Genomic DNA, 23723 nt, shown 5'->3' with positions numbered 1-23723 from the left:
GAAATACCCTATTACTATGGTAAGGGTGTCGGCAGAACTTGTTAAGTAGTTTTTTCTTTTCTGAATGATATGCCCAGCACGCTGCTAAAAGCTGGTTTGTTATGCGAAAAATCAATAGTCTAAAAGCAAATTGACTTCCATCCTGTTGAAGCACTATACTAAAGCGACAATGGGTAATTAGCTCAGTTGGTAGAGCACTTGCTTGACGTGCAAGCGGTCGCTGGTTCGAGTCCAGTGTTACCCATTTTTGTTCACTAAAAAATTTTATATGGCAGTGGTACACAATGGTAAACACTCAGCAGCGGAGTCCAAACGCTTAATCTATTCCATAATAATAGTCGTGATAACAATGCTCATGGAGATAGTGGGTGGAATAATTTCACATTCGCTTGCCCTGCTATCAGATGCAGGACATATGCTCACTGACCTCTTTGCCTTAGTCTTAAGTTGGGTAGCGCATAGGTTTTCAGCTAAGAAATCTGACTTGCAAAGATCATACGGGTATCATCGGTTGCAGATAATTGCAGCATTTGTCAATGGTTTAGCTCTATTTCTCATTGCAGCAATCATCATAATTGAGTCAATAAAGAGGTTTATTTTTCCAGTCAATGTTGAGTGGGAAATAATGTTAATGATTGCCACACTTGGGCTGATTGCTAATATTGTAGTCTTTTTTGTATTACATAGTAAATGCGAAAGCAACATAAACATAAAAAGCGTTGTACTGCACGTTATAGGAGACATTTTAGGTTCTGTAGCTGCTATACTTGCATCCATAATTATTATGCTTACTGGATGGCAGGTAGCAGATCCAATATTATCAGTATTTGTTAGCGTAATAATTCTAAATAGCGGCTATAAAATTCTCAAGAATTCCTGCCATATACTTCTTGAAGGTACACCTGAAGGTATCTCTGCTGAAGAAATAAAAAGTGAGATTTTATCTAAGCTATCTGAGGTGATAGATGTGCACCATATACATGCATGGTCATTGTCTGACAATTATTTCATAATAACTATGCATGCTAAAATTAAGCGAGGAGTGCAACACACTAATATTTTGTATGGAATAAAAAAAATATTGCTGGATAAGTTTAAAATAGCGCACTCTACAGTTGAAATTGAATATGGTGAGTGTGCGGATGATAAGATACTTAAGCATTGAAATTTAAAACCATTATATATATAATTATAAAAATTTAATAGTATGAGGGAGTAGACTATGATAGTTTTTTTTCTCAAGTACAATTCCCTCGTAGTGGCTCCGGTAGAGTTAGAACTGCTCTCTATTTATCTTTTTATTATGCATTAACTATAGAAACCATTCCTATTTCGATAGTAGAGTCAGCTTGGTATCTTGCTCTATATGACGCAGAAATCAAAACATTTCTTGGATATAAAAAAATAAAAGATGGGAAGAAGATAAGTAAAAAAGAATATTGGAAAATATTTGGTCAAGGTAACATAATCAAGTCAATCTTAGTTTCATGTATTGCGGGACTAGCAATTTATTATTTTTTTCTAAGCTTTTAATATTAACTTGGCTGTTAGCGCCGATACCATTGGCAATTGGAATAATCCTATTACAGCCTGAAACAAGACCAGCAAAACTTAACCCCATAGCCTTACTTAAAGCTTCATTAAAGCTACTTTCCGATAGTTTGTATGAGAATCTAATTGGTATGAAGAATATAATGAATGCTATGAAAGAACATATGATTCCTCACTCACATGGCAAACAATAGCATCGTTAATAGTATTAATACACTCAAAGGTGAATATGGTAAGAAGATACAAGAACCCAATGGTGTTATACATAATGATAAATTTTTTTTGAGTTTATCAAGTATATAGAGGGAAGAAAGGGTTTGAAAACAATGATAAAAGAGAATTGATTAGTTTTCTTAAAGAATGGTGCAATGATGGTAAACAAGCTCATGTTTCTGGACTCACAGGGGAGACAAATTTTATATTTGGTTCTAAAGGCCTGTAATAGTCGAGATGATGAATCAATTGAAGCAAAAAGGCAAGAATTTGTAAGGTCTTTAATGTATGCCATGAACTATACTAAAGGAACAGTTGCTCCTTAAACCTGCTTTACCAGCATTATTGGTGCAATGCTAAAGTTATTAGAAGGGATACACCCTGGTATTAGGGTAGAATATCTCATGGAAGATAGAATTGGAATGCATGCAGAAAATGAGGCATGTGAATTTATTAAGAAAGAGCTAAAAAAAGAAGAATCATCAAGAAATCCTCGATGCTTGGGACAAGTTAGATGACAACAGTAACCAAATAGTTTCTAATCTCATCCAAGAAGTTAAGATACCTTTAATGAGAAGATTATTTAGCTTGAATTATAGTGAACAGAATGTAATAGATACAATAGAAAATCTTAAGTACATTAACTCTGATAAGTTAACTGATGAGAATAAAGCAAGCAAGATCTAGCTTAAATGTTGATAGTATTACAAAAGGAACGGGAGTAGAGCTAGCATAGATTACAAAAACTGTATTCGTTCAGCTAAGCGATGTGAGAGATGATAAATAAGAAGCTGTGGAAAGAGGATTCAGATCCTTTTGCTTCCATGTTAGTATAACAAAGTTATTCGCTCGAGGAATGTGTTTCCTCGCTCTGACTGTTGAAATATGAGTTTTTGCGTTAAATAACATAATACCATATCTGCCACTTGACATGGTAGTAGAATGTTTTCTGGATTCACCAAAAATTTTGACATCATTCTTTCGGGCTTTAAAATGTTTTTTGCAACTCGAGGAGCTCCAATTGTTTCAAGTAATATCAATGTTAATAGGACAAATTAAAAAGTTTTCCTACAATTAGCGAATTTATTATGTATCTTGTTTGGTAACGAAAATTAGTATAACCTTTGTGCTTAAGAAATTACTAAATGAGTAAAAAGGTAAAAGAAGCCCTAGTCGATATTTATTTTCAGTATTGGCGTTTTTATGCCTTAAACGATGCAATTTAGCTGCTTTAAAAAGCAACTAGTCTAAGCTATGATATTTAAGAAATTTACCAAGCGGAAAACAAGACAATAAAACCACGAGGTAGCTAGTTATTTTATTCTCTATTTTAAAATCCGGTGTTGGATGATGTCTAAAACAACTTATAAGCGTGTTTTAGCTTGTATGGGTAAAAACCCCCGAAGTTTTTAAAAGACATGCAGTACATATAGTGCGAAAAATTGAACAATAGTACGCCAAATACAAGTTTTCTTGTCATTTTAATCTGCAAGATTGGGAAGTTAAATAGTAGCTTCAGTATCATGGTAAGGGGGTTGAAAGAATTTTCAAGTAGTTTTTTTATTTCTATTGGATGACGTTATAACTTTTTTTCACTGTTGTCCATCCGCTTTCTGTATAGTGAAAATTGATACCAACAATACCAAAATAAAGGCTAGAGGCTAGTTTTATTTTAAACTAAATTCGGTATTTAAACTGAACGTTTTCAGTGATGCCACTTGGCATAACTGAAACTTTTATGTTCATATGTGTTTTCAGGTAGTCTATTAGCTCATCAACCAATATATCAGGAGCAGAAGCACCTGCGGTGATTCCAATCTTTTCTACACCCTGCAGCCAGCTTTTGTTTACACAACTATAATTGTCAATCAAGTAGGCTCTTTTCCTTCTAGCGATGCATAGATCTAATAAGCGGTTTGAATTCGAACTATTTCTACTTCCTACAATTAACACTATGTCTACGATTTCAGCTAGTTTTTTAACAGCATTTTGCCTGTTTTGTGTTGCGTAGCATATATCTTTTAAATTAGGACCTGTGATGCTTGGAAATCTGAGCTTTAGAGCAGCAATAATTTCGCTGGTATCATCGACACTTAACGTAGTTTGCGTAACGTAAGACAAATTGTCTGGATTTTTAACTTTTAAATTGTGTACATCTTCTACGGTTTGCACTAAAGTGACAGGATTGTCTACTCTTCCTCTAATTCCCTTAACTTCTGGGTGGTTTTCATGCCCAATCAGAATTAATTCTTTGCCGCTATCCTCATACCTTTTTGCTTCTTTATGTACTTTACTGACTAGAGGGCATGTTGCATCAATCACTTGAATACCCTTTCTTTTTGCCTCCTCTTCAATTCTTTTTGACACTCCGTGTGCACTGAAAATCAATATTCCCCCATTGTCTTTAATGTCCTCGGTACTGTTTACAAAAACTACGCCTTGTTTCTTAAAGCCTTCTACTATATATTTGTTGTGGACGATTTCGTGCAGCACATAAACTTGGTGCTTGTTTTTGTGTTTTTCTAAAGTGATAGTTAATATGTCCACAGCTCTTTTGACTCCCGCGCAAAAACCGCGTGGATCGGCTAAGATGACTTCCATTTCCTTTTAAGTCAAATAAATATGCAAGCGTTACTGAGAAATAAGCTCCGCTCACTATGTTTTATAGTACCATTGTTTATGTTTTATATAATAATTATTTTTCGTATGTTCTCTTTAACATTTGATTAGCTTGCTGCTTCAGAAGACTTAAAAAAAAGTAATATAGCCATAGACAGCCTGATATTTTGGATAGAAATGGAGTGATGATAGCAACAAATGTACCAACAACATCACTGTATATAGATTCAACCAGAGTAAAGAATCCAGAAAATATAGCAGCATAGTTGTGCTCTATTTGGGATGACCTTGTGAATGCGAAGATTTATATAAAATACTTACTCCGAAAAAGAAATTTGCTTGGATAAAGCGGCATTTAACTCTGCAAGAGTTATTAGCAATAAAAGACGCTGGCGTGCCAGGAGTAAACTTTTATGATGACGTAAAGCGTATATACCCTCACAATAATTTGTTTGCACATGTGCTTAGCTATACCGACATAGATGGTAAAGGCATTGCCGGAGTTGAGGCATACATAAGTAACCAGAGTCACAACACTGCCAGTAGATATGTCCCAACTATCCTTAGATGCGCGAGTACAAAGCATAGCAAATCAGGAACTCACTAGAGCCGTGAGCAGATATCAGGCGCTTAGTGGAGTAGGAACTGTTTTAAGTGTGAAAGATAGTAAAGTCATTTCGATGGTCTGTCTTCCCGACTTTAATTCCAACCTGCAGAGTAAGGCAAAAGATATACAAAAGTTTAATCGCGCCAGTCTTGGAGTGTACGAGATGAGATCGGTGATAAAATTTTTACAATAGAGGCAGCACTAGATGCGAATGTTGTAAAAACTAATGATTTATATGATGTATCAAAGCCAATCACCATCGGGAGATATGAAATTCATGATTTTCATGAGTTCAAAATTCCAAAAGTTGCTGTACAAGATATGTTTGTAAAATCGTCCAACATTGGTGCTGCAAAAGTTGTAGCCAAATTAGGTGTTGAAAAGCGGGTAGAGTACTTAAGGCCATGGAGCTATTTTCTCCTTTGAGAATAGAAGTGCCAGAAAAATCCATACCGATAGTTCCGGATAAATGGAGTGAAAGCACTTTAATAACGGCGTCTTACGGTTATAGAATAGCTATAACTCCTATGCGTATTGCACAAACTGTAGCTGCACTAGTCAACGATGGGATATTTCACAATGCAACTTTGATATTGAACAAAAAAAAGGTATAGGGGAGCAGATTGTTTGCAGAAAGCACTTCCAGAGAGATAAGAAAATTGTTACGTGCAGCAGTAACAGATGGAACGGAAAGGAGAGCTAACATAAAAGCGTATACGATAGGAGGTAAAACTGGATCAGCAGAAAAAGTTGTAAATGGTAAATATAACAAAGATGCAAACATAGTACCTTTTGTAGAAGTGCTGACTACACTTGACCCAAGGTATATAGTACTAATTGTTATTGATGAACCTTATGACTGGTATTATACCGGAGGAATAACCGCTGCACTTGTAGCCAAGAGCATTATAAGTAAAATAGTACCTATACTGAACGTTACACCCGAGATGTAGAAACTAATATTTCTTTATCAAGAGTTTAAGCTTATGATCTTGATTGTTTCCATCAATGCAAAGAAGCCCATCTTTTGTTATGTTACAATTTTTAGAAGAGATGTCAAAATCGATTTTTTTACCACTGCTATCTACACTAAGGCAAATTCTCGGTTCGAAAAGATCCGTTACACTAGCTTCAAATTTTTTTGCTACCTTACCGTCCGGAGAAACCAAGTTAAACTCCCAGGTATCGCTTGGATCGATATTTCCTGTGTAACTACTACACTCATCACCTGCGCAGTATGAACTCTCAATTATGTAACCTCCACTGGGAATATCTATAAGAAAACCCCACAAATCATCTGACATATGAAATACCTTAATATTTACTGTTTATAAAGAACTGTAATACTTTTTAAGTATACTAATTACGATACACTTAAAGATATAAAGTTTCAACAATTAATTGTGTAAAAAGTCTGCTTATAACAAATTCCATTCTCACTACACAAAAAGCGGATGGGCAACAGTGAAAAAAAGCTATAACGTCATCCAATAGAAACAAAAAAACTACTTGATAAATTCTTTCAACCCCCTTATTATAATAATGAAGCTGTTTATTTAACTTCTCAATCTGTGCAGGTTAAAGTAACAAGAAAATTTGTATTTGGTGCGCTGTACTTACTGCATGTCTTTTTAAAGCTTTGAGTTTTTACCCATAAAAGCTGAAACACGCTTATAAGTCGTTTTAGACATCATCCAAGTGGAATAACTAGCTAACTTGTGGTTTTGTTCCCTTTTTTTTCCGCTTGGTAAATTTCTTAAATGTCATAGCTTAGGCTAGTTGCGTTTAGAAGCAGCTAAATTGCAGTGTTTAAGGCATAAAAATGCCAATACTGAAAATAAATATTGACTAGGGTTTCTTTTGCCTTTTTTCTCATCTGGTAAGTTTCTTAAATATTTATCACTAAAGTAGTATCCAGGATCCCAGTGTCAAGTACTGGGATGACAGGAGGAGGGGCACTGAGATGGCACCATTGTTGACTGGTAAAACGGTATCTTAATTTATCCTATTTGCCATTGGGACTTAGCATTAGGAAGAAGGTTGTAGACACAAAATTAGTCGACTACTTTTTTTTTGATTGTATCTATTGCTCGGCTAATTTCATCTTGTAAATCATCACAGTCGTTCTTTTCATTATGATTTAGCCCTTCAATCCTACCTTCTAGCTCTAGCTTAATTATAGTATTGATTTTATCTATATTATCAAGAAAGCTTTTACATTCTTCATCACTATATTCCTCACCAGATGCCTTTCTTTCAATAAATAGGTCTTTAAACGCTGCTAGATCAAGATTCTGATCGGTATTCAGTACAACATTTCTTTCTATGAAGCTAAGGTCCGATAGTAATAAACTGACCTCGAGTAGATCTTCACTTTTAATGTTTGCAAGATTATTGAGGTTGTCTAAAATATTAAACATCTTGAGTTCTTCCTGAGCAATTTCTTGATCTTCTTTGTCAAATTCAGACAACAATTCTCTATCATCCATGAGTTTCTTACTAAGAGCCTTGTTGAGCTTTGAAAGATTAATATCATCTTGCTTGGTGTTATCCAGCAATAAGTCTACTCTTGCTCTACGCGCATTTAAAATGTCATCGTAGTTACTTAGCTTTATGCTACCATCTTTATCCTGGTGCAGTTTATAATAATCAAGACCTTTGAAGTTTTTTTTACGGATTTCCATTGTTACCTCCTTCTTCCTCACCCGGTACACTTCTTTTTACTGATCCTTTTGATAGATCTCTCAAAAGCTCACCTGATTTCTCCGAATTTGGCTCACTAGGTTGAGTACTATCACCTTCATCTTTATATCTCTCTGGTTTTCTCTTGCGCCCTATGGTGTAGTCACGAAGTTTATCCAAGAATTCTCGCCTATGTGATTTTGCTCTATAGAGTAAGTTATGGTTATAGCTATGCTTTCCTATAGAATCAACGCCATGCTCCCAGGTAAATTTCATAACATCTTCTATTGTATAACCCAAATGTGATCCAACATATCTTTTGTAATAATCTAAATATCTACTAATTCTTCTGTGTGTAATATCTTCCTTGTCAACTCCAAAAGCCTTGTAAATTTTTTCCTCAAGTTTATCGACGTCATTTTCAGGCGACGTTGCAAATTTTGTTGCTTCTATAGTAGCACCTACAAACTTACGTGGCACATTAATAGCGTATTTCAACACACCCCCGACTAGTGGCATCCTGCCCAGTAGATTAGCCGTACCTCCGGATAATCTATTCGGTAAATAAGTAGCCCACTTGCCTAAAGACTCTAATCTCCCACCAGCAAAATCTTGCCACTTTCGCTTTAATCCTTCCATTATGCCAACTAAAGGTGAGGCTTCATGCATTCTAGATATACTATAAACGCTAAATCCACCACCAGCGATACTTGAACCCATTTGTTGCACGAACTCACGTAAGGAGAACATTAAAAATGAAAGCAAGAATAATACAAAGATTTCCCCCGCATTGATTAAATAACCTCTCTGTATGTCTTGCACCCTTTGATAGTCACTATTTTCTTGATAGTTTTTGCAATTATCACAATCTTTACATTTCTGGCAATATTCGCTGTTGGGATCCTCATATAACTTGTGAAACCCCAGTACTCTACAACCTTTTGTTTCCACTACTCTCTGCACTAAAAACCTTATTTCACTTATTATTTCCTCATAACTGTTGCATTTATTTACATCTTGACAGTGGCGCTCTACTATCTTGTTGATATCACCGCCACCTATCTTATTGTTTATACTGTCTATCAACGATAAGATATCGGCTTTCTCTGATGCATGAGATAAACTGTTTGCCAGACGCACTAGATCTTTTTCACTACAGTTCTTGTCAACTACCATGTCGCTTTCTGCTATATAATGGTCTGCTGGATTCTCTTTAGTACCAGGAATTGGGTTAAAGAAAGGATAATCTATATAACGAAAACCTTTTATGTATTCACCTTTATGTTCACCTTCTGTATGTTTAGGGTAATCTGGTGGAAGAGGAATATATCCAGCACCGCCAGTGAATTTTATTGTGCCACCTTTTCTGCTTATTTTTTCTATGCCCTCTACGTTTTTATCTACGTTCAATGGGGAAGCCTCTCCGATAGTGTAAGGTACAAAAATTTGTCCTGGAGTCCAACCAAAATACTGTTTATCAATGATACAAAAACCGCCAAACATCCATTTTGGAACACACAATCTTACCTCAAGCCATTCATTGTAGCATACAGTGAAACCTAGATGCCTATAAAAGGTATTCGTTATAACTGCAGCCAACAATGACAGCAAGGCAAATATCATAATTGATTGTAAGCAAAAACTAATACAGAATTTTATCCAACCTTCAAATAGACTTTTCAGCGGTGAAAATAAGATAGAGATTAGAAACAGTGGCATTATGGCTATAAGAAAAGCTATACCCACAAAGCCGGAAAGGAATATTATGTAAGCATATATGCATAACAGGAAATATAAAACGATCCCTATGAAAATTGCCGGTATCATAAGCAGGCTTGCCCATATTTGGTAATGCAAAAACGCTGCAAACTTTTTCCAAACAGAGTAAGCAAAAAACTTGTTGAACATATCTTCCATGAAACTGAACAATTTAACACGGGCTTCTCCACCGGCTTCGGCAAGGTTCCAATTAGCATCTGTATTCATATTAGGAGCAAAGCTAGTAATTACATTTATCATATATTCAATTCCTTCAACAAACAAAGTGAGGAAATGATCGTAAAAAAACTTAAAACTTCCAGGAGATATAAGCACTATTACTAGAGTGATTTTCATCATCCTGATAAGGATATCATGCTTAGTTTCTCGTATCATACCAAAAAGGTAAAGGAGCAATGAAATCACTATAAATAAAACGAGCAAGGAAAGAACGAAATTATGAAAACTTGCACTCTTTTCAGCTATATTCTGAAACATAGCCTGTGCTGCTGCAGGGTCGTTACTGTCAAAATACTTTTTGCAATTTTTATTGATCAATAATACACACTTTAGGTAGTGATAAACGTAATCAAAAAATCCAAAACTACTTGGTTTCTGCACTCCACTCAAAAATTCAAAAGAGTAGCCACCTACATTGTCTAAGTAATATCTGTCTAATATTTTTGCATATATTTTCCATCCCTTTTCTAATTCTAGCATATTACAATTTCTGTCCTTTAATTTAGTTCTATCTCCTCTCTTTAAAGTAAAAAGCCCGCTTCCATCTTCTGCTATAGAGTCATAACCTAAATGCACAGTGGGAGATTGAGGATTGCGCATAGATTTCAGACTTTCGTTAGGGTTGTTGTCACCCGGCTTTTTAAACAGAAGGTAAGCACCATGACCGTTGGTAAACCAGCATGGAGCACCACGTGATACTATGCTTTTGCCATCATCCTCATTAATGCGCTTACAATTTACAGTACAACTTGTACTAGAACTACTTGAAAATTTTTGCATACTAGATTTATAATCACTACAAACCAAGTGAAAGTCAGGCAAGCTATTATCGCCTTGTTTGCTTTCGAATTTGGTTGCATATTTCAACTGCTCCAAGCTTTGCAAGCTGTAACCGCCTTTAGATTCTTTCTTATTATTACTCCAAGATGTCCATGCACCATTAACTCGTACTATTAAGTCATCTCCATTGGTTTCGAGTCCAGTATCCTTCCACTTTACCACTTGATTAGGGTGAAAACCATAATTGATTTCGCCGGTCTCAGGATCAATAGGTTCTCCACTTTCACCTTCTGGAAAAAACGCATCATGACCGATTGGAAAATGAGCACCAACTGTAATAGGTTCAGGACCAAAATAATCAGCGGATATGCACCTTGGAAAAGGAATGTCGTTCTTATTACAACCTGTTATCAGCACATAAGCTGTAAGAAGTAGTAATCTAACCCAAAATTTGCCTAAGCGTAACTGCATATCTAAATTTTTTCCAAATATAGAAATAGAACTTTACTTAAAATATCTTTTTAATTAGCTACTCCATGATATCACTCATTTCCTTCTTCTTTCCTTGTCTTTAGCTCCAGACTCTCCTTTCTCTTCTTGTTGCTTTGGCGTATCAGGCAACTTATATTCAATTTGAGCTCGATCTTTACCCATTTTCTGTTTGATGCCCTTTATCATGCTCTGAGTGTCATTATCAAGCCCAACAGTTGAAAGCATAGCTTGTGATGCACTGCTAGCAATGTGACCAACACTGCCAGCAATCCCAAAACCAGCACTAAATATTGTTTGTGCCATAGTTTCTGATGCAGAAACAAAAACTTCCATTGCTTTGGCAGTAATGAAGTATATAATTGCCTGAATTAGGTCTATAGGTAATGCTGCAAAGTGCCCGCCAGTTTTCGTTCCATCACTTAATGCAACATCAACACTAGTGCTAGGACTATATCCAAGAGGCAGTATGGATTTCATAAGGCAGAGATCGTAGGATAAGAAATTTATACTAATTAAACATTGATAGCATGCAGAGAAATTTGTGAGATTATACAAAACTGAATACATCAATTGATTCAAAATTGATAGAGATGAAAATAGAACCATAGGCTGTACTGTGATATGAGCAAGTGTCTTTATCCAGTTGTAAAACAGGGACTTAGTCTGTTGAAATAAGATAAACACGATAAATAAAGGTGTTAATGACAGCAAAAACGCTACTAAGATAGTAGATATCACGTACCTAAATGTAGCGCTAATAATGCATTTTAAGAACATAAAACTAGCATGGAGTATTATTAAAAAAGCAATAAAGCCAAAAGGGCCAGCGAATATCAATGATGAAAACTTCATCCATGTTTCTCCTGTGAATAATATTCCTGCTGTTAAATCTAAGAACGCAAACCTTTTACCTCCTTCTCCTATATAACCAGAGAAGCTATCTACTAAATGGGTGCTACCGTCCATAAAAAGTTTGGATAAAGTTGTGCCAAAGAGCTCCCAGCTCTTATCGCTAAAGGCAAAAGCTATGAATGCTATCTTCATCATCCTTACGGTAAAGTCAAATTTACTTAGCTGTATTGTTCCAAGCATATAGTTAACGACAGTAAATATAATGTATAAAGTAAGTAAAGTCCTTACCCCTTGAAGAAGACCTTTAACATACCCTTTGTATAAATCTTTGATGCCATCTCCGATTACTTCTTTTTTTATAAAGTCAAATACTTTGTTTACATTTAATGAGATGAAATCGTTAATTTTTCTTTTGACAAACAAGGTTATATTATACTCATTATTTTCATAATATTTGCCTTTTTCATCTGTAATATCTTCTTTTCCTACGTTACTTACATCGATAACGAAATATATCTTCTTAGATTCTCCATCCTGAAAATGTTCTCCGCTTATTACATCTAATATGGTATACTTATCTTTTCCGTCTACTTTTTCTCTTATTCCTACTACTTTGAAATCACTAGTTCCCACTCTACTCAAATCTTCAGGTGGTTCGTTACCTAAATATACATACAGTTTTTCGCCATTAATGTATTCACATGACCTAGTTACTTCAACATGGTACCCACCCCTATCAGCTTTATAGAAACCATGGTCTGCAATAGCGAGCATTATATCACTACCAGGCGGTATACTTCTGTTTACCTCATAATTATAATTCAACCTTAAAGAAAAATCTTCAAAATCATTGCTGATTTTTGAACACTTATACTCTCGATTTTCATCGGCACCCTTTTCTTTTGGAAGACATTGAGCACCCCTAGCGTCACCATTTTCCCTGTCAGACCCACGATTCTTTGTAGGGTCAAAATTACCAATTTTTGCAACAAGAGCTTCAGCCCAGGAGATATTTTCAATGTCTTCTTCGCTGGTTGACGTAAAACCAGTGCTACCTTTGTTTTCTTCAATCTCCTTAAGCTTATCTTCAACCTCTTTAAGGTGAGAGTACATGTCGCATGTACCGTTTTTAGTATCATATTTTTTGTATCTTATAGAGGAGACACAGTTCCGATTTCCTTTTTTAAGCAAACCATCATTGAATATGCCTTCTTTGGTATAGCATATAGCCTGGTAGTAACAATTAAGCTCATAAGAGCCATACTTTTTCACTTTGGTAGGGCCACAGTTTTTTCCTTCACATAATTCATTCAATCCTACTCTTGCTCGTCGCAAATCTAACAGTGCGCCATTTATCCATGGCTCATTTTCCTTAATGAAATTTTTATTAAAATGCACTTTGTTATCATATGGAGTGTAGCCGTTACCAACTAGAACTTTTCTTTTTTCTATGTCCTCTTTGTTGAGTTTAGGAAATTCTACTGCAGTCCTTTTACCATTGCTTCCACAAAAGAACGTTCCTCCATTAAGCATTTCTTTTATTGTAGCTTTGTCTTTGTCACCTCCTTTCTCATCTTCTTTTTCCTTTCTATAACAATTGTCATCAAAGCTAATTTTTTCTCCTGGGTTGTCATAATCAATTGTTATCTCCCTGGGAACCAAGCTAAAGCTTAATTTATCACCAGGATTCACTTTAATTCCGGTATCTACATAACGTCTATTGCTACCAAATCCTCTACTACCACACACTTCTTGTTCATTAAGACCGGAATTATCAGCTAACTCGCTACTATAATTTGGTACTGAACCATCAGCACAAAATACGGCAGGAACAAGTACTTTTCTTGGGTTCTTGCCTTCTTTAGGGAAGCAAAAATTTACTGATCCACTAAGGATAAATTTGATTTTTTCATCCTTACTAATTACTTGACCAGAATCAACCCAATGAATTTTGACTCCTTCATCAGCTTTACGAACTGGAACATTCACATTAACACTAGTATTTCTGCTTTGTAGCCCAGGCTCGACACAATCCATGTTACAGCCAGCAATTGCAAGATATAATACCAATAATAGTAATTTCTTATTTATCATGGTGCGCTTTCTGGTCCTCCTGGTCTCATCCTAGGTGATTGAGCTCCTTGTAGTACTTCAGGTTTTTTGCTTGGTATGCCTGACGGTTGATAAGTACTTCCTCCGCTTCTTGCTCTCCTGTAAACACTGTGCTCATCTAATCCTACTAATCCCATTAGGCTCTGTTGATATTGTTTTCCAGGTTCTTCTTGCACATAAACACTAAACAACGAGTCAGATATTCTCGAAGAAGCTTCGATTAAAGCTTTCATAGCATGACCCAAGATAACAAAAGCCATCATAGCAGTAATGTTAGGTGCATATTTGGAAGCATATCCATAAAAAATACAAGGGTTAAAGATCCTTAGGTTAATATTGAGTATACATGTAGAGCAGACTTCAGAATTAAATACTGAATATATGATGTAATCCATAGCCTGACTTATCAGCGACATAAAAATTAAAAGCACTACTGGATGAATCGCAAATCTTGCTAAGTTTTTGATCCAATTGTGAAACATCTGTCTAGTGTATGTGAACAGAAGGCAAATAATAAAGATAGGTGTTAAAGAAAGCAATAACGCAACTATTGCTATGGACGTAATAAAAGAAAATAAGGCATTAAAAATAGATAATGCCACTATTATTGAGCCCCAAATCACTAAGCAAAAAGATACAATGCCCAAAGGACCAGAGAATATAAGAGATACTGTTAATAACACTGAATGTACTGACAGAAACCTGTTGAACGGCAAATCGAGAAATTCAAAAACGTTTGATGTTGTACCTCTAAAATTTGCTATTTCTATTAGCTGTTTTGGAGTGTTGATAAAGATAGAAAAAGCATTGTTATAAAAAAAATCCCAGCTATTATTTCGCAACAGTTGGGTAATAACTCCTACCTTTACACATATAGTTAAAAACTCATATATAGAAACATGAGTTAATCCAAAAAAGTAATAAAGAGTATACAATACTATATACAATACTAACAGCGATATTATCGTGGATCGAATTGTCTTCGTTCTATTTGACGCTACAAAACTTTGATAAAGAGACTTTACAGGACTAGAAGAGTGAGTCATATCTGGATCTTTGTAGCTAGAGCCGAAAAACGCAGTTTTTATTTTTTCATCAAAAAAATTATATATCACACTAAAAGTTCTTGTAGGTGATGCTTTGGTTGTTAGGCTAATGCTAAACTTACCTTCGTTTTCCTTATAACCGCAGCCATGGTCTCTTATCCCATAATATATGGTGCCGCTTTTGTTTTTTAGCTTGTCTTTTAAAACTTCCATGTACTCAATGTCATGAACTCTGTTTATGTTCACAGGTACATCTTCCTGATTTTCACCAGGTTGATAGTTAGGAAACTTATCAGAAACGCGTATGTACAAGCTATTTTCTGGATTAGGAACTCTTGTTACTCTTATGTTGTAGCCACCATTGCCACCATTCCTAAATTCAAATTTCAATTCCTTACCTTTATCATGGTCACCTTTTACTTTATTATCATAATTAGTCCGTATATTCTCTCGCTCATGTTCAAGTTCTTCTCCCTGCATTGACACTGCTAACGATGGGATATAAGTCTTTATCCCTTTTTTTTCTATGATCTTTTTAGTGGCTTTAGTAATTTCGCTTGCTTTATCTTCAGCAGCAACTAAAGCCTTACCAAGGTCCATAGCCAGATTGCCATCATCATCTATAGTATTGGATTCAATTTCAACACAATTTTGACCAAGATGGTAACATGTTTTTTGACACGCAAGATTCAGAATGTACGTATCCATTTTGCTTTTCTGATCGCTTGAAAGCTTGCTGCAGTCTATATTTTCTCCCTGCTTTATAGAGTTAACAATATTCTTAATCTCCTCAATCTCCTTTCCTCTTTCTTCTTGGTCTAGTTTCAAAAAATCCGAACTCCAATACTCTTGTCCGGGTAGCCACTCTGCGCTGCCTATCATTAGTTTGTTAGGACATATGGTATACTTGTATTCTCCATTTTGCCATATTACCTGACATTCATTTTTATTTAAAACGTGCGTGAAATGCTCTGTTTCTTCCTCATTGCATTTTTTATCAGTTTTTACATACCTGATTTTTGTACTATCTTCTTTATTTTTACACACTTTACTCCCAATAACACTAAAGCTTATCGAATCACCTCCTTTAAGCGCGAATGGAAATGTAACAATAATGGGGCCTTTCCCAGGTTGAACTGCAAAGTCTTCATACTGCTTAGGACAAAAATTAACCCTGCTAGGCACTATATTAATTTCTGTTACTTTCACACTATCTGAGATACGGACGCCAGAATCAACCCACTTCTGCTCTGTTGACACTACATCTAGTTTTTCGCGCAAGTTTGATAAGCTTTCTGGTTTAATACAGTGATACTCACAACCGGACAATGTAAAGAGTGTCACTATCAACAAAAACTTATGCATACTTACCAAGTTTTGGTTACTCAAATTTAAGCATCTGTTACTCACTTTTTAGACTAAGGACTCTCTCATTTTTTAACAGACTCATTACCCACTCACAGTATCTCTAGCCTTCTTAGTCTCCTTAGCCGCTCCAGCAGCATCTCCAGATTTAGCTTTACCAATGGCCCCAGCAATAGCTTTACCTGCAGAAAAGGCCTTTGACATCATTTTTGCAGGTGTATCACCAGAGCCGAGTGCTGCCCTGTAATTACCAGAAAGTTCTGCAGCCATTCCTGGCAGAATATGAAAGAAGTGATAAAATAGGAATAATATTAGAGCTAATTTTAATAATTCCCCAATGAGAGAACTGCTAAATTCCATGTATGTAAAGTCAAATAGACCAAGTACGCTGCTTTTCTTAAAGCTGTAATTCTGCATCATACATGCAAGAGTAGTTTTATTTTTATCACACTCACCGCCTTTCAGTTTGAACCACTGTTTTTTACTACTATCCGAGGCCTTTATTTTCTCCTCATATTCCTGGTCCGGCTCAAAGTTCAAATTTTTAAAATAGATTTTATCACACGCTATGAACATAAAAGATAAAAACGCGAAAAGCATAACAGGATATAGACTATAGGTGATCAATTCTTTGAGCCAACCATCAAAATATCCTTTAGTGTGTTGGAATAAAACCATAGGAATAAACAGAGGTGATAAGATGATAATTACACTGAGAGCAACTAGAGACAAGATAAATGCATAGCACATCCACAAAATAACCATTATCATCATAACAGCAATGAATATACAGACAAGAGCTACTAAAATCTGTCCGCCAGCGAAAATGGTACCGATTATTGAGCCTGCTACCAACAAGACAGGAGCAGCACCGAGTAAAACGGACAGTACTCCAACGCTTTCAGTACCAATTTTGCTACCAATTCCATCTAAAGGTGCACCTAAATAAAATGAAATTCTACAATCAAGCCTGTCCCAAGGTGCAAGATAACTGTAAGATACCTTCTTTCCTGTATGAAGAGTGTATTCATAACTTGTACCTGCGCTGTAATCACATATACCTTTACTTTCAGACGAGGCTTTGAGCACTATTTCTGACAAACCATTTGAAAGTTTTGTCAATTCTCCATAATAATGAGACATAGTATCGCCTGTTGTGAAGTAAATCACTAAAGCAAACTTAATGATCAATATGTACATTTCTTGAGGACTGCGAACTCCACCAGACATGGCTTTTATAGAAAATAATATTAAGGCTAGAACTAAAACAGCAGTTACGGTATTTTTTAGCTTTTTTTGTGCTACAGATAATAAACTTCCCTTCTCATGCCCACCTTCATCCATAAGTGGCTTACCACTTGAATCATGACCAGCCACTAAATTATCTAAAGATTCCTTAATGCATTGCACTACCATAGAAGTTATGGGAACAGGAGCTAGTGATTTACTCCCCGCTTGATTGTAGCAAGCTTCAGAAACGTACTGGCTGAAACAGCCAGCATTATCATAACCTACAAAAATCGCTCCCTTTCCTTCCCTTTCCTTTATCAAAGTTTTGTAATCTTTGTCCTTATTTCCAGAACCGTTAAGATCAACCTTATATTCTGTACCATCCTTGGTTTTGAATTTCATCTTAGACTTGTCACACATAGGAGCAAGTGGGTCAGGTGGTAATTCTGTACATCCCATATCAACCCCTTGTGGCCAAGGAGCCATCTTAATACCAAGTGTACCAACACTTTCTAATCCCACACACAACCTGCCCATTTTTCTTACTGCCTTGAATGTTGAACCGTGTATGGTTTCGGTTTGTCCTGCTTTAAGAACTTTGCACTCTAGGTCACCATCAACCTTTGGAGACCATGCTCCATCTACATATCCAGTGTCTTTTTCCCTAACATCAAAATCTATGTATCCGGGTTTTCCCCTGGAATCAAAGTCATTCATCTTAAAAAGATTGCCGAATGTTAAAGGATTTCGATGACATATTTCTATATACTCACTATATTGCACACCATTTTTTGGCCAGTAATAGTGTCCTCTGTCAACATTAACAACATACCAGTCAGTAAGGTTTAAAATCTCTTTTTCTGTCTGTTTTCCATCTTTTTTTGATTTTTCTTGTAGTGCAGAAAAATATTCATCCTCAGTTTGATAATTTTTATCCGTGTAATTGCTATAACTTGTGTCTTCCAGTTTGAAGTTTTTATATTTCCCATCATGGTCGCGTGCAACTGGATGCCTAACAAAACTATGTTGGCAAACAACAAGCCCTCCTATAGCTTTCCAAACCCCAACAACTGCAGCTATCATTCCGACGACGACAAGAAAGGTGAACAAACCAGCAGAAGAGACAATCAAAACAATGCCAGTAAATATTGCGCCAACGGCAATTGCTATTCCTGCAAGTGCTGCAGCCGTCTTAAATGCTCCACAATCGGGATTGGAGGCGCGACTGAAACTGCCAGCAGAATTAAACCTACTAACGAATTCCGTCTTTTCAGTACCACTTGCCTCATCTGCAAACGCTGGATATGAGAGTAAAAAGTCCACGTTTAGTAAAAATACCCCAATCAATAGCAATGACAGCTTAGTCCTAAACATTTTTTACCTTTTGATAGAATATAGGCAACCATACCTTTGGGTCGTCTCCGACCTCTTTTAGTATATCATGTAACAATAGAACACTTTCTGCACGTCCGGACAACACGTTAACTATATCATCTAAGCCTTTTAAGTCTATTCTAGCCACAACAGCATTGATTCCTTGCTTTACTAAAAAGAATCTAGTGCTTGGATCTGTGTGTTTAATTAGTATATACTCACGTTCAGTTAACATAAAAACATCCCGATAGATACTAGTAGCTTTCAGATTTGGCAAAAAAATCTGTGTTGCTGTTTGCTGTACAAGCGTATCACTAATAGCACTTTTACTTGCATCTTCAACACTCTGAGTAGCGAAAATCACAAAAGCATTTAATTTCCTCAGCACTTTCAACCAGTCTTTTATCTTAGGTGCAAAAACTGGATTATCTATTAACGCCCATGCCTCATCAAGAACAATAATAGATGGAGTGCCATCAAGAGATATACTAATCCTATGAAACAAATAAATCAAGACCGGTCCAAGAGTAAAGGGATCTTTGAGCAAGTTAGCCATTTCAAAGCCAAATACCCTTGCTTTCGAAAAATCTAACAAGTCTTCTTTATTATCAAATACTGCAGCATGAGAACCATCACCATGCCACATAGATATTGCTCCAGCTAGAGTATCAGGTCCTGCAAGCCCCAAGAATGGCACGAGATTTCTTAAAAATCTGTCTTCTTTCCTCAATTTAAAATTTCCTTCAATTGCATCATTAATTCGCGCGATATCCTCTGAAGTGAGTTTATCGTTGTATACCGAGATTAAGGATTTTATCCACTCCATTAAAAATGTTCTATTATCAGGAGTATCATCAAGTTGTAGGGGATTAAAATTTGTTTTAGTTCTAGGTTCTATTACAGTGTAGACACCACCAAGTGCTCTCAAAAAAATCTCTGCACCACGATCTTTATCAAAAAAGAATATTCTTGGAGAGAATTTCATTGCTTGAGCACATAAGAAATTCATTAAAACAGTCTTACCAGCACCAGTTGGCCCAATTATCATAGTGTGTCCAACATCCCTTACATGAAAATTGAAGAAAAATGGAGTGCCAGATGTCGTGTCAAAAACTGTAACAGCATCTCCCCAGTGGTTATTAAATTTTTTACCAGTAGGATAATTATGTTGAGATGCAAAACCAGCCAAATTAAGACTACTTATTGTACCTTTTCTTACTATATAATCGAAATTACCAGGAATTTGTGCCCACAATGCTGGCTCAAGATTAACTCTCTCACGGATAGGATAAACACCGCAATTAGAAAGCTCTGATTCCACCAACGACAAAGCATTATCCAATGATTTAGGGTTTTTCTCTATGCATAGGATAGTTAAGTGATGTTCGCCAAACGCAATCTTACCACTCATTGCATCATCAAGTGCATGAGAGATTTCTGCTATTTGAGAAATAGCTTTATCTGCAGATTGTATCATCCGATTTTGCTGTATCTGCATTTTTGCAATTGCCATTTGCCTATTTGTAAATTGGAAAGACTGTGTGATGATAAATTCATAGGGAAGTTGTAAAAAAGAATCAAGCATACCTGCAGAAGTATTATTCCCATACTCTTTGATACTAACTATTCCAGCGTATTTACTTTCGTTATGAGTCACAACCTGTATCATCTTACGGCCAAAAAATAACCTATGTACCGGTAAGTATCTTGATATTTCAGTTTTTAGCGGAAGGAGTGTGTTTGTAACAAAACCACAATTTACAATCCTAGATAGAAATTCCATTATTTCACAGAATAGGCCGTTTGGGGTTTCTTTTACTTCAAGGATTTTAGGTGAGTAATTCCTGAGGCTCGTTACCACACGGTTTGTTGTTTCCTCTAAATCTTCATAAGTAGCGCGCATATCGCTTTCCCAAGCATGTTTTGAGGTTACATGTCCGAATTTTTTTAGTAGATGTGATAAAAATTCTACTCCTTTTGTATCTGCTCTACGAATAATTGTAATGTATAAGTCATTAATAAACGACTGCCTTGTTGCATGTTTTTCTCTCCATTTTAGATTTACGTGGTTAGCAAAAAAGTTTGGCAAATTTTGACTTGCAAACTCATCAGAAAAAATGTTTTTTCTACGCCTAATGGTGTGAAAATATAAACTAAATGCCGGGGATGAAATGCTTCTTAGCATCTGATTCCTGATCTTGTTTTGTATTACCAAATCTTCATCATCGGCTGTTTCAAATGCGAAGCCATTTAATTTGATAAACTTCACTAACCAATTTTGCTTTGTTATTAAGGTTGTGCTGTTCCAGTAACAAGAGTACGGTATAAACTCTGCAGCGTGAACCTCCCTGCCCAGAATAGATTTATTCTTTGATTGAATAGCTCTAAATCTTAGCATCGCATAATTTCAAGCAACATCATAAGAATTGGCTCCGTGATAAAAACGATTTAAACACTTGGAGCATTTTCCTAATTTTACCATAAGTAATTCAATAAACAATGGTTCTTTTGCAGAAGCTATATAACCAAGAGCATGTATTCCTGGTAGCATCAAGAGAATTATTCTAAGATCATTTGAATTAATGAAAATTAGCATGCAAGTTAGAACGTTCAATATTGCAAACATATAGCTCACACCAAAAAGCATTGCAGGTCTTGTAAGACCTTTAAATAATTGATCTGTTTGTATATTACCTGTAGACATATCCTTAACCTTCTAATTAATAGCTCTAAAACTAATACTACATCATTAATTAAAAATCCATTGAAATGAGCAGTACTTTAGGTAAGATAAGTAATTTAGCCCTAATGATGATGAGTTGGCCGTTTCAAGAAGCAGAAAAAATATTACAAGAGTTTCCTGACAAAAAAGAGATAATATTTGAGACTGGCTATGGGCCTTCAGGTTTGCCTCATATTGGTACTTTTGGAGAAGTTTTTCGTACTACAGTTGTTGCAAATGCACTAAAGAAAATAGCTCCTAGTATAAAAATTAAAATCATTGCAGTATCCGATGATATGGATGGTTTGCGAAAAATACCAGACAATGTGCCAAATCAGGAAATGCTAAAAGAGTATTTGAACAAGCCACTAACCATAGTACCTGACCCATTTGGCACTCATGAGAGTTATGGTCATCACATGAATTCATTGCTGTGTAAGTTCCTTGATTTATTTAAGTTTGAATACGAGTTTAGAAGTGCTACAGAGTGTTATAAATCTGGTGTTTACGATGAAAAGCTCTTACTTTTGCTAAAAAATTACGATAAAGTGATGGATGTAATGCTTCCATCGTTTCGAGAAGAAAGACGACAGACCTATAGTCCATTCTTGCCAGTATGCCCAAAAACTTCCCAAGTTCTACAAGTTCCAGTAATTGAAAGGAATACAGATAAAGGAACAATCACATACGAAGATGCAAATGGAGAAAAAATAGAAGTTCCGGTGACAAAAGGAAGATGCAAATTGCAATGGAAACCAGATTGGGGAATGAGATGGGCCGCATTTGGAGTTAATTACGAAGCTCATGGAAAAGATTTGACTCCATCTGCTGAGCTTTCAGGTCAAATATGCAAGATACTTGGAGAAAAGCCGCCACTTCTATTTTGCTACGAGCTTTTCCTTGATAAAGAAGGAAAGAAGATATCGAAATCAAAAGGAAATGGTATTTCAATTGAAGAATGGCTTACTTACGCACCGACAGAGAGCTTGGCGTTATACATTTTTCAGAGTCCAAAAAGGGCTAAGCGTTTATATTTCGATGTTATACCAAAGCCAACTGATGAATATTTGGAGTTTGTTAAGCGTTACAATGAGAGTAAAGAAAAGGATGTAAATAGTCCTGTATGGCACATTCACCAAGGTAGAGTTCCAAATATAGAAACTTCAGGCATAAATTTCTCATTGCTTTTAAATCTAGCAGCAGCCTGTAACGCTGAAAATAAAGAGATTCTTTGGGGTTTTATATCCACTTATGCACCGGACGTTACACCAGAAAACAACAAAATGCTCGATAGGCTTTCAGGTTTCGCAGTTAGATATTATCACAACTTTATCAAGCCAACGAAAGCATATAAGGCTCCAAATGGAAAAGAGAAAGAAGCATTACTAGATTTGAAGAATACCTTGCATTCCCTGCCTATTACAGCCACTGCTGAGGAGATTCAATCCCAGATCTTTTCCATCGGAAAAAGGAGCAATTACAGCAATTTACGCGATTGGTTCCAGCTGCTGTATGAGACACTACTTGGCCAAAAAACCGGGCCGAGAATGGGATCTTTTATAAAGCTTTATGGAATAGATAGTACTATCTCTCTTATAGAAAGTGCTATTGAACGTACACTTTAGAATCTATTCCTTCCATTTGAGCTCTCTAGTTTTAAATTAGGTACAAAAGCTACTTGACAAGTTTTGTCAGTTCTGCTATTATAATAGCAAGAGTATTTCTGATTCAAAACTTGTTTTTGATCTCCAGGCTCAATGACAAAATTCAGTAAAAAACTCAGGGTATTTTTCGATGGATTGTATTAAATTATAGCGGCTGCATGTCTTTCTCACTTTTTCTACATTTAGCCAAATCGCGCTTAAACTAAGCGTCAGCAAATTATTATAACGCCAATTTTAAAGTGTTATAGAGTCAAAGCTTGCCACTCGGGGTTTCTTTATCTTTTTTTTATCTGGTAAATTTATTAAATATTTATAGCTAGTGCAATTTATGAATGAGCATTTGTTTTTGCAACAAATGTTGTCATTCCAGCGCGTGATGCACAGCTGTACGAATATTAATTATAGAAAGGAAAAAA

The 23723-nt window shown here is 35.9% G+C and carries 14 protein-coding genes, 1 tRNA gene and 1 pseudogene; 7 read left to right on the top strand and 9 right to left on the bottom strand.

Translation table 11 applies throughout. From position 1 onward, the window contains the following. Window positions 1-171 precede the first annotated feature (171 nt). The 4 genes from IHO40_RS01720 (at window position 172) to IHO40_RS01705 (ending at window position 2282) form a co-directional block, all read left to right on the top strand. A tRNA-Val gene (locus IHO40_RS01720) sits at window positions 172-244 on the top strand. A 24-nt stretch (window positions 245-268) separates the two neighbouring features. Next, a complete protein-coding gene (locus IHO40_RS01715) occupies window positions 269-1165 on the top strand; it encodes a cation diffusion facilitator family transporter (RefSeq protein WP_225536465.1) in 897 nt (298 codons plus the stop codon). A 397-nt stretch (window positions 1166-1562) separates the two neighbouring features. Further along, window positions 1563-1745 carry a hypothetical protein gene (locus tag IHO40_RS01710; RefSeq protein ID WP_225536464.1) on the top strand — a complete coding sequence of 61 codons (183 nt, stop codon included), beginning with the start codon at window positions 1563-1565 and terminating at the stop codon, window positions 1743-1745. 372 nt (window positions 1746-2117) lie between these two features. After that, window positions 2118-2282, top strand: coding sequence for a hypothetical protein (locus tag IHO40_RS01705; protein ID WP_225536463.1), 165 nt, complete (start codon window positions 2118-2120; stop codon window positions 2280-2282). A 1159-nt stretch (window positions 2283-3441) separates the two neighbouring features. Here the strand turns inward: IHO40_RS01705 and ispH are convergent. Beyond that, entirely contained in the window at window positions 3442-4365 is a 924-nt protein-coding gene (ispH, locus tag IHO40_RS01695) for a 4-hydroxy-3-methylbut-2-enyl diphosphate reductase (RefSeq protein ID WP_368666751.1), read from the bottom strand. 566 nt (window positions 4366-4931) lie between these two features. On the opposite strand from ispH, the gene IHO40_RS01690 reads away from it, so the two are divergent. Both IHO40_RS01690 and IHO40_RS06015 read left to right on the top strand, forming a co-directional pair. After that, window positions 4932-5183 (top strand): hypothetical protein, encoded by a 252-nt coding sequence (locus tag IHO40_RS01690; RefSeq protein WP_225536462.1) that lies wholly within the window; start codon window positions 4932-4934, stop codon window positions 5181-5183. After that, a pseudogene (locus IHO40_RS06015) lies at window positions 5159-5943 on the top strand (penicillin-binding transpeptidase domain-containing protein). Before IHO40_RS01690 ends, IHO40_RS06015 begins: the two are co-directional and overlap by 25 nt. Before the next feature lie 3 nt (window positions 5944-5946). On the opposite strand, the gene IHO40_RS01680 reads toward IHO40_RS06015, so the two are convergent. The 8 genes from IHO40_RS01680 to IHO40_RS01645 all read right to left on the bottom strand — a co-directional run bounded on the left by IHO40_RS01680 (window position 5947) and on the right by IHO40_RS01645 (window position 21625). After that, window positions 5947-6294 carry a hypothetical protein gene (locus IHO40_RS01680; RefSeq protein ID WP_225536461.1) on the bottom strand — a complete coding sequence of 116 codons (348 nt, stop codon included), beginning with the start codon at window positions 6292-6294 and terminating at the stop codon, window positions 5947-5949. 750 nt (window positions 6295-7044) lie between these two features. Beyond that, window positions 7045-7674, bottom strand: coding sequence for a WD_0853 family protein (locus IHO40_RS01675; protein ID WP_225536460.1), 630 nt, complete (start codon window positions 7672-7674; stop codon window positions 7045-7047). Continuing rightward, window positions 7661-10921, bottom strand: a complete 3261-nt coding sequence (locus tag IHO40_RS01670; RefSeq protein WP_225536459.1) for a TrbL/VirB6 family protein — start codon at window positions 10919-10921, stop codon at window positions 7661-7663. Before IHO40_RS01670 ends, IHO40_RS01675 begins: the two co-directional genes overlap by 14 nt. Before the next feature lie 75 nt (window positions 10922-10996). Further along, window positions 10997-13888 (bottom strand): TrbL/VirB6 family protein, encoded by a 2892-nt coding sequence (locus IHO40_RS01665; protein WP_225536458.1) that lies wholly within the window; start codon window positions 13886-13888, stop codon window positions 10997-10999. Continuing rightward, window positions 13885-16317 carry a TrbL/VirB6 family protein gene (locus IHO40_RS01660; RefSeq protein ID WP_225536457.1) on the bottom strand — a complete coding sequence of 811 codons (2433 nt, stop codon included), beginning with the start codon at window positions 16315-16317 and terminating at the stop codon, window positions 13885-13887. Before IHO40_RS01660 ends, IHO40_RS01665 begins: the two co-directional genes overlap by 4 nt. Before the next feature lie 84 nt (window positions 16318-16401). Further along, the gene (locus tag IHO40_RS01655; protein WP_225536456.1) at window positions 16402-18921 is read right to left on the bottom strand and encodes a TrbL/VirB6 family protein; all 2520 of its coding nucleotides are present in this window, start codon (window positions 18919-18921) and stop codon (window positions 16402-16404) included. Continuing rightward, window positions 18914-21319: a VirB4 family type IV secretion/conjugal transfer ATPase gene (locus IHO40_RS01650; protein WP_225536455.1), complete on the bottom strand. Its 2406-nt coding sequence runs from the start codon at window positions 21317-21319 to the stop codon at window positions 18914-18916. The genes IHO40_RS01655 and IHO40_RS01650 overlap by 8 nt, the downstream gene beginning before the upstream one ends. 9 nt (window positions 21320-21328) lie before the next feature. Further along, window positions 21329-21625 carry a type IV secretion system protein VirB3 gene (locus IHO40_RS01645; RefSeq protein ID WP_225536454.1) on the bottom strand — a complete coding sequence of 99 codons (297 nt, stop codon included), beginning with the start codon at window positions 21623-21625 and terminating at the stop codon, window positions 21329-21331. 65 nt (window positions 21626-21690) lie between these two features. Here IHO40_RS01645 and IHO40_RS01640 point away from each other — a divergent pair, with 65 nt between their 5' ends. After that, window positions 21691-23268 carry a lysine--tRNA ligase gene (locus tag IHO40_RS01640; protein WP_225536453.1) on the top strand — a complete coding sequence of 526 codons (1578 nt, stop codon included), beginning with the start codon at window positions 21691-21693 and terminating at the stop codon, window positions 23266-23268. The last annotated feature ends 455 nt before the right edge of the window (window positions 23269-23723 follow it).

This window comes from Wolbachia endosymbiont of Mansonella ozzardi (assembly GCF_020278625.1).
Taxonomy (GTDB): Bacteria; Pseudomonadota; Alphaproteobacteria; order Rickettsiales; family Anaplasmataceae; genus Wolbachia.
The sequence above is the reverse complement of the archived record's forward strand: the minus strand, read 5'-3'. Positions and strand labels throughout refer to the sequence as shown.